The sequence below is a fragment of the Ectopseudomonas composti genome (genome assembly GCF_900115475.1).
GTDB classification, from domain to species: Bacteria; Pseudomonadota; Gammaproteobacteria; order Pseudomonadales; family Pseudomonadaceae; genus Aquipseudomonas; species Aquipseudomonas composti.
This window is the reverse complement of the sequence record NZ_FOWP01000014.1, coordinates 21,032-35,654: the sequence shown is the minus strand read 5'-3', so window position 1 is coordinate 35,654 and position 14,623 is coordinate 21,032. Positions and strand designations below refer to the sequence as shown.

Here is a 14,623-nt window from a genome sequence, read left to right as displayed (position 1 = left end):
AAAGGAGTAGATGCCCGCAGGCGAACGCAAGGTGCCCAGGCCTGTGCATAAGGCTGGAGAGAAGCAGGAAAAACTGCGCAGCCTAGACCGGCGAAAGCGCTCCGCTGGCCAATACACGCCAGTCGCTGGCGCTTAGCAGTTGCTCATGTGCCAGAAGCAGATCGTTCCTGGTCAGGGCTGTCAGCGCCTGCTGCACCCGTTGCAGGTGCACCTCGGGCAAACCTGCCAGATGCAGCTGCCACAGCTGCTCGGCACGCGCCAGGTTGGCCTTGGCCGGGCTCAGCGCTGGCAACAAGGCATCGCGACACCGCGACACTGTTGCGTCGTCCAGGGCTGCGAGCGACTGGCGCTGCTCGCCCAGAAAGGCGCGAATATGCTCGAAGATACCGGCCGCCTCGCACGCCGGCGACTGCAGGCCGAACAGCAGCCCGCGACAGCCCTCCACCTGGCGGAAGCCGGCGAACAGCGCGTAACCCAATTGCAGCTCGCCACGCAGGCGCTGGTAGAAACGCCCTTGCAACACCTGGCCAAGCAGACGCCAGGCGGCCTCGGTACGGGCATCGTCGGCAGGCAGCGGGCAGAACAGCAGCAAGGCGGCATCCGTACCCGGCTGCGCGACCTGGTGCCAGTCGATTCCTGGCTCGATGCGTGGCGTTGGCGGCAGATCCGCAAGCGGCTCGACAGCCGTGCACAGCCTGGTCAGTTGCGCCTGTTCGCTCACCCCAAGCCCGACACTCAGCCCCGCCAGACGCGATGCCACGGGCAGCTCGCACAGCTGCGGCAAACGCTGCAGCAGCGCCCGCAGCAGCATGCCCTGGGACACAGGTTCGACCGGTTCTTCGCGCGCTGCCAACAGCAACGGCAGCAACAAGGCGCTGAAGGCCGGCAACAGCGGCGCAGGCCCGCGCAATGAAAGCGTCCAGCCGGCTGTTTGCACGCTCAGTTGGCAGGCGATGCCGAGCCGCTCACCGCGCCAGCGCAGATCGGCGCTGCGCGCCAGCAACCCCGCTTCGATGGCCGCCGCGTCGCCCGCGCCTGAACAGGGGCCACGCCAATAAAGCGCAGCCGGCCCACCTTCGGTCTGCCCCGGATGATGTCGCAGCACAGCCAATGGCAGAACGGCCGATACCACGGTAGCGCCGGCCAGCAACGAATCATCGCCAGGCAGCCGCCATTCGCGTTGCTGTAACGACGCTGCTGAGTGCATGGGCAAAGCCTGCAATGGCAAATCCAGGCCGATTGCCGACCACTGGGGGCGAGCCTGCTTGCCACACTGCAATTCGATCAGTCCATCACCACGAGCCAGGCACGCCAGCAGCGCATTCAGGTCACGCAAGGTGTGGCTGTCGTCCTGAGCAGGCGATTGCAGCTCCCTGGCCAGTGCCAACGGGCTGAGCCCGAGCAGCCTGAGCGTTGCCGCCTGCCGCTGGTGCTGCAACCGCACTGGCCAGCCTGCGTGGCCATGCAGTTGCGCGGCCCAGCTCTGCACCACCGCGCGCAACGCGGCGCCCTGCCCTGCGCTGGCGCCAGGAGCGTCCAGGCGCAACAGGCATTGCCCCTCGTGCCGATACAGCACCCGCGCCTGCAACTGCCGACACAGTTGCAGCTCACGCAAACCGGCGAGCAGGCCGCCGGGCGCAGGATCCTGCAGGGCATCCAGTAACAGCGCCAATGACGCATCCAGATTGCGGGTGTCGAGTTGCACGGCAACGCCCAGATGCACTCCGGGGCGACTTTGCTGCAGGTGCAGGCACGGCGCCCGCAGCGGCAACAAGTCGGCCGGCGGCGCGGAACAAACGTCGCCCTCACCCGCCGGCAACGCCCCAAGCAGCGCCTCAGCGATATCCAGCAACTGCTCGGCCGGTTGTGGCCCCACTAGGGTCAGGCACATGCGCCCGGCCTGATAGTGACGCTGATGATGATCACGCAGCGCCTGCTGAAATTCCGCAGATTCCACAGCCAGCGTGCGGCGATCCCCGGCCAGGAACCCGCTGCAGCGATGCCCGGAGGCGAGCGCCTGGCCCAGGGCATGATCGATGCGACTGTCGGCATCCTGGCTACGCGCCTGGTATTCGGCGTGCAGCACCTCGCGCTCGCGCAGCTGCGCATCGGGCGCCAGCAACGGCTGGCAGAGCATATCCAGCAGACGCGTCAGCACCGGTTGCAGCTGCTCGACCGGCAGCTCGCAGACGAAATCGGTGTGCCGCGCCTGGGTCGAGGCATTGACCATGCCGCCATGGCCTTGCACGAAGGCCATCAAGCCCTGGTCGCTTGGGTAATCGCGGCTACCGAGAAACAGCAGATGCTCGAGAAAGTGCGCCAGGCCAGGATAGGCATGCGGCTCGTCATGGCTGCCGGCGGCCACCCGCAGGCACACACCCACCTGCTGCGCCCAGAGCTGTTGCTGCGCGCACAACTGCGCGCCATTGGCCAGGCGCCGAACAGGGGCAGAAGGTGCGGCGTGCAGGGGCATCGAAGGTTCTCTGGGCAGCGTACCGTCAAGCTTCGATAACGTACCAGCGCCAGACAATGCTGCTTTCGACTGGGTAAAACACGCCTTTGGTCGTAAATAGCTGTACACGTAGAAACGCAAACGCCCCAACACCCGCCTTGCGGCGAGTGTCGGGGCGTCGATTGGCAGACGTCAGCTGCGGCAGTCTTCAATCAGGCCTTTGACCAGGCCAATCATCAGCAACAGCATCAGCACCATGAACGGCAGGCCCATGGCTACGGCACCGGCCTGAATGCCCTTGAGCGCGGTATCGCCGCCGATCACGAACAGCGTCACGGTCACCAGCGCGATCATCACCAGCCACAGCACGCGCTGCACCGGCTGGGTGTCAGGGTCACCACCAGCCGACAGGTTGTCGATCACCAGCGCGCCGGAGTCCACCGAGGTCACCATGAAGAACACCAGCAGGGCGACCACCAGCAGCGAGCCGATGCCAGCCAGCGGCAGCATCTCCAGGAACTGGAAGATGGCCATGTTGACGTCGCTGAGGCCCGCCGCCAGGGCACCGCTGCCATCGATCACCTGGGCGATGGCGCCGCCACCGAACGCCGAGAACCACAGCAGCGTCACCACGGTCGGCGCCAGCATCACCATGCCGACCATCTGACGCAGGGTACGGCCCTTGGAAACGCGGGCAACGAAGATCCCCACCAGCGGCCCCCAGGTGCACCACCAGGCCCAGTAGAACACCGTCCAGCCCTGGAACCAGTCCTGATCAGGACGATCGATCCAATTGCTCAGTGGCAGGAACATCTGGCCGTAGTCGGCCGCCGCGTTCAGGGTGTTGGAGAAGAACGCCATGCCACCGATACCGACCGCGACCAGCAGGAACAGCACCAGTGCCAGCAGCATATTGATGTTGCTCAGGACCTTGACCCCGGCATCCAGCCCGCGCCACAGCGAGAACCCTGCCAGACAGGTGACCGCGACGATAAACATGAGCTGGAAGGCGAAGGTATTCGGTGTACCCAGCACGTGGGCAATGCCGGCGGTGGCCTGCATCGCGCCCAGACCGAGAGAAGTGGCCAGGCCGAAGATGCTCAGCACCACGGTGAACACGTCGACCATCTGCCCCGGCAAGCCACGGTGCCCGCGCCCCAGCAGCGGTTGCAGACCGGAGCTGAGCGACAGCGGCAGGCCCTTGTTGTAGGAGAAGTACCCCACCACCAACGCGCTGGTCAGGTAGATCGCCCAGGGGTGAAAGCCCCAGTGATACATCGTCGCGCCCATTGCCGCATGGGCGGCCTCCGGGGTGCTGGCAGCCACGTTCAGCGGTGTTTTCCACCAGGCGGTGTACTGCGCCACCGGCTCGGCGACGCCCCAGTACAGAAGGCCGACGCCCATGCCGGCGGCGAACATCATGGAGAACCACGACAGGGTGCTGAATTCGGGTTTGGCATCACGGCCACCGAGGCGCACCTTGCCCAGCGGCGACAGGGCCAGGCCGGCGCAGAACAGCACCGCCAGATTGCCCATGATGATGATGAACCAGTCGAAATTCTTCAGGATCCAGCCCTTGATGCCTTCCAGCGTCTCGCCGAAGACCACGGGATTGCTCAGTGCCAGGAGAACCAGCAACAGGATGATGGAGAAGGAAACAGGGAATATGACGCGATGGAAGTTCAAGCCGAGCACTCGGATATTGAAGTCTCGACCGACGATGTCTTGCGCAACCATAGGCTTCATGCACGCACCTCGATTTTGTTCTTGTAATAGTTTTCTCCGCATCCGGATCGAGCCCTGCTGGTGCAGTTGGTGGCTCGGCAAGCGCTGCGGATGATCAATAGTCGATCAGGCCCGAATCCACCGACAAACCATTTAATCTGCGCGACTTATGACTTTTAATCATCAATATAAGCAGCCGCTCAGGGCGCCTCGACAGCGCGCCAACGCCATGTTTCATGGGCGCTGGCGAGCCGCCAGGCAAGCACCTGCCGGCTCGTCGTTCTGGCTGAGCTTTGCGCATCCATTCGCGGATCGGGATGGACCGTTCAGAGCCTCTGGCTGGGTGCCTCCTCGACTCGCGCCTCCACGCTGACCGCCGGCTCGATGACCGCCGCCAGGGCCGTACACGCGAGGCCATTGGGTGCGGCCTGAAGCTGCAGCGGTGCATCGTCCTGCGGGTGCACGCGCAGCATGACCATCAGCGGAATCGGCGTATTTCGTCAGATTCGGGAAGTCTTCTAGTGCAGGCCATCAGAGCCAGTCCGTTTGCCATGGATAACGCGACAGGGATTCACACCCGTTCGCTGTAATCCGCACTTGCTGTTCGAGCTTGATCCCCTCGGCACCGCCCTGCTCGCCGATATAGCTCTCCACGCAGAGCACCATGTTCTCCTCAAACACTCCGTCGTAACCGCTAATGGACCAATCGGCGCCCTTGTGCGCGAGAGCTGGATACTCGTCAGCCAGGCCGACGCCATGCACCACACAGCAGTAGCGGTTATGCCAATAGGCGGCGGGGATATCCCAGGAACGCTCGACGAACTCGCGGTGACTCAGCCCCGGACGCAGTAGGCTCATGTTGTGTTGCACCTGCTCATGGGCCAAGCGGTAAAGTTTGCGCTGCTCGGCGGTGGGCGGTACGTGTCCAACCGTCCAGGCCCGAGATATGTCGGCGCAGTAACCGTAGGGACCGATCAGGTCTGTGTCGAAGCTGATGATCTCGCCCTCGTTCATCACCCGGTTGCTGGACTCCTGCATCCAGGGGTTCGTTCGCGGCCCGGAGGCCAGCAGGCGGGTCTCAATCCATTCGCCGCCATGACGGACATTCTCGTAATGCAGCCAAGCCCAGAGCTCGTTCTCGGTCATCCCCGGACGCAGCTCGTCATGCATGCGCTGGATACCGCGCTCGCACACCGCGATAGTCCAGCGCATCAACTCCAGCTCCCCGGCTGATTTGATCTTGCGCGCCTCCTCCATCAGGCTGTGCCCCTCGACCAAGGTCATGCCGCTGTCACGCAACAATTCAAGACCTTCCAGATCGGCCTTATCCACCGCCAGGCACACCTTGCCACCGGCATGCTGACGGATCACTGCGCACACATCATCGGCCCAGGCCAAGGCTTTTTCGCTGATCCGCGAACCGGCGCCGAAATAGCTCCAGTTGATCGCCGGACGGATCTCGTCGAGCAGCTCATTGCCTTCATGCAGGTGCTCGCAGTTGTGGAACTCGAACAGCACCACCGGCCCTTCGGCGAACACCAGCGCATAGCGGGCGTAGTTATGCAGAGTCCATACCTGCATGTTCGAGGTGTCGGTGGCGTAGCGGATGTTCACCGGGTCATACAGCAAGATGGCCGCACAATCAGCGGCCTTCAATTGCTGACGCACGCGTTGCAGACGATAGGCGCAAGCCGCTTTATGCGTTTCGACGCTCACTGGATTGCGCAGAGGCTGCGCGGCGGTCTCGTCTGCTAGGTACTTATTCTTGTTTTCGAACATGGCCAGACTTCCTAGGGAATAAAATGGGGAGACGCCGTCATGCGGGCGGCTCAATGACGCTCAATGGCGCCTCGGCTTGCGAAGCCTCACCGCTCTGCGCGGGCTCCACGGCCGCGGCCAGCGTGGCGCAGGCCAGGCCAACCGGCGTGGCCTGGTGTTGCAGCGGCGCATCCGCCTGGAGAAATTCGCCAGTCACTCGTTTCTGGCTCACCGCCAGCACCAGCAGACCGGAGCAGGCGGCAAAGAAGTAATAGAGGCTTGCGGAGCCGAAGTGCTCCATCAGCGCGCCAGCCAGCAACGGGCCGATACAGGCGCCCACGCCGAAGGTGGCGAGCAGCAAGCCCGCCAGCGAAACACGCAGGCGCGGCTCCATGTTGTCGTTGGCCAGGGCCACACCCAGCGGGTACAGGCAGAACTGCAGAAAACCGATGCAGGCGCTGAACAACAGCAGCACACCGAACGACGCCCCCTGATAGAACGCCAGCGGCAGGCAAGCCAGGATCAGCAGCGCCGCCACACCACGAATCAGGCTGGTGCGTGGCAGCCGATCCGACAGCCAGCCGAGCGGCAGTTGCGCGAGCAGACCAGCAGCGATCGCCAGTGCCATGAACTGCCCTACCTCGACCGTGCTCAGGCCCTGCCTACTGGCGTAGATCGACGACAGCCCATAGAAGCTGCCGTTGATCATCCCCGATATCAGCACGGTGATCAGCGACTGCGGCACGCGCTGCAGAAACAGGCGCAAGTCGACCGGCTCGGCGCTCAGGATCGCGGGATGGGTACTGCGGGTCAGCGCCACCGGCACCTGGCTCAGGGCAAAGGCAATGACCACGCCGAGCAGCGCATGCAGGCCAAGGTTGCCGTCGATGCTCAGCGCCAGTTGACCGAGCATCATGCCGACATAGGCCGCGACCATGTAGATGCCCAGCACCTTGCCGCGCTGATCGCTCTGCGCGCAGTCGTTGAGCCAACTCTCCACCACCATCAGTTGGCACATCATCGCCATGCCGACGACAAAACGCAGCAATAGCCAGAGCGGCAACGCCTCACTGAAGGCATGCGTCAGCACCGCCGCGCAGATGATCCCGGAGCAGGCCACGTAGGTGCGGATATGGCCGACACGACCAATCAGCACCTGGCCGACCTTGCCGCCGACCACCATGCCCAGAGCATTGGCCGCCATCAGCGCGCCGCCCCAGAATTCGGCGACGCCACCGGCAGTCAGGCGCAGCGCCAGATAGGTCATCAGCAGGGTCGAGCCGAGCTGCATCAACAGGCTGGCCAGATACAGTGCAGCGAACGCCTGGGTCAGTCCGAGCAATTGCTCACCCCTTTTTCACGGAGAACCACCACGCCTGAGCCGGGCGCGCAGCAAAGCTGGACCATCGGTAACGCTCCCCTGGCTAGCAGGCTGTTGAGAAACTACCTGCTAGGCCAGACCATGCCGTTGCTTCCAGTCACCGGGATGGACCACGTAACCGAACAGCGCATGTCCGCCGTAGACCAGCTCGGTGCCTTCGGGAATCCACAGCAGTTGCCCCGGCTTGACGCGATACAACTCGCCGTTGGCCTTGAGCTCGAAGCAGCCCTCGATGACGAAGATCACCTCGTCATACAGCAGGGTCCAGGCCACCTCGGCGCCCTCCCAGCGGGCGAAACCGATGCCGATGTTCGGCGAGATCTCGTTGCTGATCGCCCGCGCCACGAAAGCAGCACCGGGCGGGCCGCCACGGGGGATGAACTCCAGATCATGGTGATCGACCAACAGCACCGGACCTTTCCCGGAAACGACCTGAGTCATAGCTCGCTCCGACTGTTCCAGGCCGCCAGGCGAATGCGCGAGCGTACGCCCAGGCCGAGGAACGGCTCCGGCGGATTGAGCGACGGCATGCCGGTGACGGCCTGGATATCGCGCAACTGTGCCGAGTCGCTGCCGACCGCTATTTCCGCCAGCAGCGTGCCGGAGATGGTGCCCCAGGCCGCGCCGACGCCGTTGTCGCAGGCCGAGGCGAATACACCCGGTTCCAGCTCGCCGAAGAAGTTGGTGAAGTTGCGCGAGATCGCGTAAACACCGCCCCAGGTGTGGCTGAACGGCACATCGGCCAGTTGCGGGAAGCGCGCCAGAAAGGCCTTGCGATGGTCGTCGCGCACCGACTCGCGCATGGCGTCGCTGGTGCTCTTGCCGTACTTGGGCACGTGCTTGTAGGTGTTACGGATGATCAGACGGCGATCCTGGGTCATGCGCACCGTGGTGCCGGCGTGATCGGCCGGGGTCAGGCCCCAGTCGAGCTGACCACCGAAGGCCGCCAGCTCGGCATCGCTCAGCGGACGCGTCCAACTGGCGAAAGTCATCACCGGCAGCAGGCGGTTGCGCAGGTAACCGAACTCCTGGGTGAAGATGCTGGTGCCGAGCAGCAGTTGCTCGGTACGAATCGTGCCCTGGCTACCCTGCAGCAGCCAGCCGCCCTGCCCGTCGCGTTGCAGACCGGTGATGGGCGACTCCTCCAGCAGCTCGACGTTGTCAGGCAGCGAACGTGCCAGACCGGTGACCAACGCCGCGGGCTGCATCAAGTAGCAACCCGGGGTGAAGATTGCGCGGCTGTAATAGGTATTGCCCAGCACCTGCGCCAGCTCGTCGCGTTCGACCAGGCGAAAGGGTTCGCCAAGGTTCGTCAGCAAGGTTTCGAAGTGCTGCAGATACGCCAGGCCACGCTGGCCCACGGCGCCCTGATACTTGCCGGCGTGGGACCACTGACAGTCGATCCCGTGGCGTTCGATCAACCCCTGTAGCTGGGCGATGGCGGCGCGGTTGAGCGACAGCAGGCGCTGCTTGTGCGCCGGGTCGGGATGCTCCAGGGCGAACTTGTGCGGCAGGTCGATGACGAAACCGGAGTTACGCCCGGAAGCGCCCTGGCCGACACGCTGGGCGTCGACCAGGATGATGCGTTTGTCCGGTAGCAGTTCACCGAGGCGGCGTGCAGCGGCCAGGCCGGCGAAACCGGCGCCGATCACCGCGTAATCGGCGCGCTGCTCGCCCTGCAGGCGCTTGCACGCGGGCTGTTGCCCCAACGCGGCATACCAGCCGCAACTGCTGTCATCATGGGGCAGATTGATTTGCTTGCTCATGCGCGTGCCCTCAGGCCACTGATCGTTGTGCGTTCTGGCAGCTTTGCAGCCAGCTGTTGCGTTGGGTCTGCGCCTGTCGTCCGAGCAGGACGAAGCCGCAGGCCAGCCCCTGGGCATCGTAGAAACCCGCGCTCAGGCCATCGTCGTTCGCTGTGCAGCGCCACTCTCCGGCGGTGCCTGGCGCCGGCGCCAGCAGGCACAGCGGCGCGGCCGGGGTTTTCACCGTCACCGGCATCAGCGGATAGCTCACCGCCGTCGGCTGGCCGAGCAAGGTCTTGCTCAGCGCGGCGATGCCCTGATTGATCGGGGCCAGATACGGCAGCAGCTGCCCGCCGACCTCGATGCAATCGCCCAGGGCGTAGATGCCCGGCTGCGAGCTCTGCAACTGAGCATCGACCTGTATCCCACGGCTCACGGCCAGCCCAGCGCCTTTGGCCAGGCCCAGATTGGGCTGCAGGCCGACAGCCGAGAGCACCAGATCGGCCTCCAGGCTGTCGCCATTGGCCAGGGTCAGCCGGTAACCCTGCTCCAGCGCATCGACGCGGCGCACGGTGTTCTGCAGATGCCAACTGACGCCGAGCGCCGCCAGCGCGTCTTGCAGGTGCTGCCCGACTTCAGCCGGCAGCAGGCGCTCCATCGGCCACTTGCCGAGACCGATGACGCTGACCTGAAAACCGCTGGCCGCCAAGTCGTTGGCGAATTCACAGCCGATCAGGCCATCGCCGAGAATCGCCACACGCCGCACGCCAACCAGGCGCTCGCGGAAGCTGCGGTAGTCATGCAGGTTATTGACGCTGATCAGCGCCTCGCTGACCCCTTCGATGGGCAACCGAATCGGCGCGGCGCCGCTGGCCAGTACCAATTGGCCGTATTCCATCTCACCGATATTGGTGTGCAGGCGCCGCGCCGTGGTGTCGATGTGCTGCACCGTGCAATGCGGGTAGACGCGAATCTTCAGGCGCTTCTCGATGGCCAGCGCAGACTCGCCGGCCAACGCGTCGGCGCTCTTGCCCTGCGCCAGACCGATGGACAGCGCCGGCTTGGAATACAGGTGACCAGATTCCTGAGTCAGCACGCGGATTTCCACCTCGGCATCGGCGCGGCGCAGGGCCTGGGCCAGGCCATAACCGGCATAACCGCTGCCGATGATGACGATGGGCTGACGCACGTCGGTCGCCACGGCCAGCAGCGGTTGCGGCGGCACCGGCAGCGGCGTGCTGAGCGGCGCTGCCGCAGCGGCGACTACCGGGCTGATGTCGAGCATCTCGAAATCTTCCTTGCCGACTTTGCACTCCGGGCACTTCCAGTCCGCCGGTACGTCTTCCCAGCGGGTGCCGGCGACAATGCCGTCGTCCGGCCAGCCCAGGGCCTCGTCATAGATGAGGCCGCAAACCACACAGAGCCAGGTCTTGAACATCTCGTTCACTCCCCCGCCACGCGAATGGCGACGTTCTTGGTGCGTACGTAGCTGTACAGCGCTTCCTGGCCCTTCTCGCGGCCGAAGCCGGACAGGCCGACGCCGCCGAACGGCGTTTCGATGCCGCCGGCATACCATTCGTTGACGAACACCTGACCAGCGCGCAGACGTCGCACGCAGCGCATGGCACGACTGATGTCCTGGGTGAAGACGCCGGCGACCAGACCGAAATCGGTGCCATTGGCGATCGCGATGGCCTCTTCCTCACTGTCGAAGGGGATGATTGCCAGTACCGGGCCGAACACCTCTTCCTGGGCGATGCACATGTCCGCGCGCACGTCGCGGAACACCGTCGGGCGCATGAAGTGCCCGGCCAGTTCGCTATGAGCCTCACCACCGGTGGCCAGTACCGCACCTTCATCGACTGCGCGCCGACACAGGGTTTCGATTCCAGCGAGTTGAGCTGCACTGACCACCGGGGTGAGGTCCGGGTTGTCCTGGCCGAGGCCGACACTGAGCCCTTCGGCCAGCTCGACCACCGCCTGGACGATGTCTTCGTAGATCTCGCGCTGCACCAGCAGGCGCGACATGGCCGAGCAAACCTGCCCGGCATTGAAGAAGATGCCGTTCTTGACGTTGGCCAGCAGTTGCTTGCGGTCGACGTCGGCGAAGGCGATGGCGGCCGACTTGCCGCCCAGTTCCATGACACTGGGAATGGCGTTGGCAGCCGCATCACGCAGAATCGACTGACCAGTAGGCACCGAGCCGGTGAAGACGATCTGGTCGACCTTGGCGCTGCTTACCAAGTGCGCTCCGACCTCACGGCCACGGCCGCAGATCAGGTTGATCGCGCCTTGCGGCAAACCGGCCTTGACGATGGCGCGCACCAGCACGCACATGCCCAGCGGCGACAGCTCCGGCGACTTGATCACCACCGCGTTGCCAGCAGCCAGTGCCGGCGCCAGGGAGCGCGCACAGATGGACACCGGGAAATTCCACGGCACGATCTGCGCCGACACGCCCATGGGGTCGTAGACGGTGAAATCCATGTAGCCGTTACCCAGCGGGATCGAGGTGCCCTCGATCTTGTCCGCCATGCCGGCGTAGTACTCGAAGTAGCGCGCGGCTTCGATGAACTCGTCGCGGGCGTCACTCAGGCTCTTGCCATTCTCCTGGCACAGCACCCAGGCGCCCTCCTCCGCCACCGCGCGGATTTCCTCGGCGATACGCAGCAACAAGCTGACCCGCTGCGCCGGGCGAGCACGGGTCATTTCACCACTGTCGGCGCAGCGACGCGCCGCCAGCAACGCACGCTCAGCGTCCTCGACGGTAGCCTGGGCGATCGTCGCCAGGGGCTCGGCAGTACCGGGGTTGTTCACGCCCAGGTGCTGGGCGCTGTCGACCCAGGCACCATCGATGTAATTGAGCCAGTGAGAGGCAATCGGATACATGACGACCTCCTCAGGCGTTCTGTGCGAGGGCCAGCAACTTGCGTGCGGCCCACTGGTGGAAGTAGTGCGTCGGGATGTCCATTTCTGGGGAGAACGCGCCGCCGCCGTAGCCCGGCGAGTGACGGCCCTTCTGCATGCCTTCGACCGAGGCGATGTCTTCGGCGAAGACCACCTTCCACGATTCCAGAATGGCGTTGCGGCAGGCGGCGTACTCGTCGCTCAGCGCCTCGTCACCAACATAGAACAGGCGCAGGTGCTCGATAGTGCGCCCCGGCGCGACCGGTTCCAGCTGCATGGCGAAGGCGTGGTCGGCCTGGATGCCCAGCAGCACGTTGGGGAAGAAGGCCACGTACTCGGCGTTGCGCAGGCGGTCCTGCGGCCAGCTGGGGAACTGCGGCAGGTGAGTGCCAGCAACGTCGGAGAGGTTGTAGGCGTAGCTGCCCTGGCCAGCGAACTGCTCGTCGAAGAGGATGTTGTAGTGATCCTCGAGGCGCGAATAGGTGTTCAGGCTCGGGTGCACCCACGGCAGGTGGTACGCCTCGCAGTAGTTCTCCACGGCCAGCTTCCAGTTGCAGGCGATGTCGAGCGTGGTCGAGTCCATGTTGGCGCGGCGGCGCATCAGGCCCATGCCGTCGTCACCAAGGAACTGGCTCCAGCGCGCGGTCAGCGGCGCCAGCATCTCCTCCAGCGGCTGCGCATCGCCGGACAGGTTGACGAACACCATGTCCATCCAGATGGCGCTGCGGATGGCCTTGAGGCCATGCTTTTCGCAGGCGAAGCGCTCGTCCTTGTGCTTGTCGATACCACCGACATGTGGCGTGCCCTTGAGGCCGCCGTTGAGGTCGTAGGTCCAGGAGTGGTAGGGGCAGCGAATCACGCCCTGCACGGTGCCGGCGTCTTCCACCAGCTTCATGCCACGGTGGCTGCAGACGTTGTGGAATACCTGCACCAGGCCTTCACGATTGCGCATCAGCAGCAGCGGCAGGCCCATGAAGTCGACTGGCTTGACCGAGCCGTTCTGGCTCAGGTCGCTGGCGAAGCCGACGCAGGCCCAGGTCTTGCCCATGACCTCGTCGCGCTCGAGCTCGAACAGCTTCTGATCGGTGTAGAACGCGTTGGACAGGCCGGTGGCTTGGTGGATCGGCGCGAGTATGGTTTCCAGCTGACGCACTGGGATTTGCTGAGAAGTGGCTTGAGTCATTGTTGTTATCCCCTGCAAGGCACGGTGGTGGTGATCGGCAGGCGCTTGGGCGCTGCTCGTTGGTCACCAGTGTCGAAAAGCAGGGGATTGTTCGACAAACGATTTTTTGCGCAGATATTTATGATTAAAAATCATAAATATCGATAGAGACAGGTGAGTGAGCCCAGAAAAACGGGGCTTCATGCATGTCACGAGCTCATCGACTCATGATCAGAAATGGTTTGTCCGGCGTCGTCGCCGGTGCCATCTTGCCGCCACTGCGCAACGCTGCGCAGGCATTCGCCAAGCCGGCGAACGCTGCCTGCTGCGCAGCGGTTCTACGCCACCAGCGGCAGCACCGCCCTCCTCACTGAGCGCCTGCACTGCAGGCAATGCACGAGCTGGCGCAGGCCACAAGCCTGCGCCAGCCTCGTCTCAGCCGCTCTGCGCCTCATCTTCGGGCGCGTTGGCGACCTGCTCCATCAACCAGCTGCGAAAGCGCTGCACGCTCTGCCGGCTGCTGCGGCCAAGCGGTTCAAGCAGGCAGAACTGCGCATCGGTATGCAGCGCGACATCGATGGGCCGCACCAGTGCGCCGGTCTGCAGGTAGTTGTCGACCAGGTTCGACCAGGCCAGCGCGATGCCCTGCCCGCTCAGCGCCGACTGGATCAGCATCGAATAGCTGTTGATGTTGATCCGATGCCTTGGCTCGCGCGCCTTGTAGCCCAGGCGCTGGAACCACTCCGGCCAGCTGATCCAGTCACGCTGCGGGTCCTCCAGCCACAGCCAGGTGCCGGTGGCCAGCTGCGTCGGCTCGCAGAAATCCGGGTGCTTGGCCAGGTAGCCAGGGCTGCACACAGGGAACACTTCTTCGGCGAACAGCGGCGTCACCTGCATGTTCTTCGGCGGCGTGCGGCAGTAGTACAGCGCCAGGTCGCAGTCCAGACGGGAGAAATCCTTGACGTGGTCGTAGGCGATGATGCGCAGGTCCACTTCTTCGTTGTCACGCTGGAACTCGGCGACCCGCGGCAACAGCCAGAGCGAGGCCATGGCGGTACTGGTCACCACCGTGACCTGCTGCGCGCCCCGCCAGTGGCGGATCTCGCCGGTGGCGTGGGCCAGTTGCAGCAAGGCTTCGCGCACCGTGTCGTAGTAGTGGCTACCGGTCGGGCTGAGGTTGATCTCGCGGGTGGTGCGCTCGAACAGGGTCTTGCCGAGGTAGTCCTCGAGCAGGCGCACCTGTCGGCTGATCGCACCCTGGGTGACGTTCAGTTCCTTGGCCGCGAGGGTGAAACTCAGGTTTCGCGCGGCCGACTCGAACGCCACCAGGCTGTTCAGTGGAGGCAGAGGTTGAATCTTCATGCAGGCAATTCACGCAGGCGTTGTTGTTATTTGGCCGCTGTCTGGAGAACGGCTCGACCGAAAGCATGCAGCTTGTAGCGTTAAACCGATACGCGCCGCGAGAGAAAAGTCACAGCTCTGGTAGACTTGCA

At 64.3% G+C, this 14,623-nt stretch carries 11 protein-coding genes; all 11 read right to left on the bottom strand.

Annotated features, from left to right (window positions below):
- Nucleotides 1-82 precede the first annotated feature (82 nt).
- The 11 genes from pqqF to BM059_RS20940 all read right to left on the bottom strand — a co-directional run bounded on the left by pqqF (nucleotide 83) and on the right by BM059_RS20940 (nucleotide 14,492).
- A complete protein-coding gene (pqqF, locus tag BM059_RS20985; protein ID WP_074941211.1) occupies nucleotides 83-2,473 on the bottom strand; it encodes a pyrroloquinoline quinone biosynthesis protein PqqF in 2,391 nt (796 codons plus the stop codon).
- A 171-nt stretch (nucleotides 2,474-2,644) separates the two neighbouring features.
- Entirely contained in the window at nucleotides 2,645-4,198 is a 1,554-nt protein-coding gene (locus tag BM059_RS20980) for a BCCT family transporter (RefSeq protein WP_036998436.1), read from the bottom strand.
- 305 nt (nucleotides 4,199-4,503) lie between these two features.
- The gene (locus tag BM059_RS25290; RefSeq protein ID WP_244154442.1) at nucleotides 4,504-4,656 is read right to left on the bottom strand and encodes a hypothetical protein; all 153 of its coding nucleotides are present in this window, start codon (nucleotides 4,654-4,656) and stop codon (nucleotides 4,504-4,506) included.
- A 52-nt stretch (nucleotides 4,657-4,708) separates the two neighbouring features.
- A complete protein-coding gene (locus BM059_RS20975) occupies nucleotides 4,709-5,956 on the bottom strand; it encodes a M24 family metallopeptidase (protein WP_074941210.1) in 1,248 nt (415 codons plus the stop codon).
- A 37-nt stretch (nucleotides 5,957-5,993) separates the two neighbouring features.
- Entirely contained in the window at nucleotides 5,994-7,268 is a 1,275-nt protein-coding gene (locus tag BM059_RS20970) for an MFS transporter (protein ID WP_074941261.1), read from the bottom strand.
- 117 nt (nucleotides 7,269-7,385) lie between these two features.
- A complete protein-coding gene (locus BM059_RS20965) occupies nucleotides 7,386-7,757 on the bottom strand; it encodes an ethanolamine utilization protein EutQ (RefSeq protein WP_074941209.1) in 372 nt (123 codons plus the stop codon).
- Entirely contained in the window at nucleotides 7,754-9,082 is a 1,329-nt protein-coding gene (locus tag BM059_RS20960) for an NAD(P)/FAD-dependent oxidoreductase (protein ID WP_074941208.1), read from the bottom strand. The genes BM059_RS20965 and BM059_RS20960 overlap by 4 nt, the downstream gene beginning before the upstream one ends.
- Nucleotides 9,083-9,092: 10 nt before the next feature.
- The gene (locus tag BM059_RS20955; RefSeq protein ID WP_074941207.1) at nucleotides 9,093-10,499 is read right to left on the bottom strand and encodes an FAD-dependent oxidoreductase; all 1,407 of its coding nucleotides are present in this window, start codon (nucleotides 10,497-10,499) and stop codon (nucleotides 9,093-9,095) included.
- Nucleotides 10,500-10,504: 5 nt separating this feature from the next.
- Nucleotides 10,505-11,950, bottom strand: coding sequence for an aldehyde dehydrogenase family protein (locus tag BM059_RS20950; RefSeq protein ID WP_074941206.1), 1,446 nt, complete (start codon nucleotides 11,948-11,950; stop codon nucleotides 10,505-10,507).
- A 10-nt stretch (nucleotides 11,951-11,960) separates the two neighbouring features.
- On the bottom strand, nucleotides 11,961-13,151 hold the full coding sequence (locus BM059_RS20945) for an aromatic ring-hydroxylating oxygenase subunit alpha (RefSeq protein WP_074941205.1): 1,191 nt from the start codon (nucleotides 13,149-13,151) through the stop codon (nucleotides 11,961-11,963).
- Nucleotides 13,152-13,565: 414 nt separating this feature from the next.
- Nucleotides 13,566-14,492 carry a LysR substrate-binding domain-containing protein gene (locus tag BM059_RS20940; protein WP_037004884.1) on the bottom strand — a complete coding sequence of 309 codons (927 nt, stop codon included), beginning with the start codon at nucleotides 14,490-14,492 and terminating at the stop codon, nucleotides 13,566-13,568.
- Nucleotides 14,493-14,623: the final 131 nt, after the last annotated feature.